General features: G+C 58.3%; 1 protein-coding gene. It reads left to right on the top strand.

What is annotated here, in order from left to right; genetic code table 11:
• Positions 1 to 165: 165 nt before the first annotated feature.
• On the top strand, positions 166 to 492 hold a 327-nt coding region (locus tag CAPSK01_RS21350; RefSeq protein WP_273702856.1), incomplete at its 3' end, for a hypothetical protein.

Below are 492 nucleotides of genomic sequence, written 5' to 3'. Positions count from 1 at the left end.
GCCCGAAAGAAGGCGGAATTATAGGGAGTCGGCCCCCTGCTGTAAAGCGCTGCGTCACCCAAAATCAGGGTGACCTTGCCCTCTCAGGCAATGGACGGGGAATCAATCGGTTGCTTTTCCCGCTGAACATTGTCCCGGAGAATCTGTATAACTGCGAGATGGAACGTGATCTCGGTGCGCTGGCTGTTCGGCCGATCGACAAGAGTGAAGAGGCTCGTTATCGGGAAGGGATGGCGCAGCCTCACTCTGTGGGAGATCTGGCGAAGATCGGGCACACGCTTTGATCCGTCGCGCTTCCTGGGCACGGTCCATCGGGCCGCGAACTGGACGCCGATCGGCCTTGCGCAGGAAGATCGGGCGGATTTCCAGGAAGGTGGTTTTCACGGTACGGAAGTTGCGCGCGACTTTTTGCAGGTCGCGATAACGCGCATCGACCTTCTTCGCATCCACGGTAAATTTGTTCTCCGCCGCACTTCACGCTTTGGCGTTGCC

It is taken from the genome of Candidatus Accumulibacter vicinus (assembly GCF_000584955.1).
In the GTDB taxonomy this organism is placed as follows: Bacteria; Pseudomonadota; Gammaproteobacteria; order Burkholderiales; family Rhodocyclaceae; genus Accumulibacter; species Accumulibacter vicinus.
The sequence above is the reverse complement of the archived record's forward strand: the minus strand, read 5'-3'. Positions and strand labels throughout refer to the sequence as shown.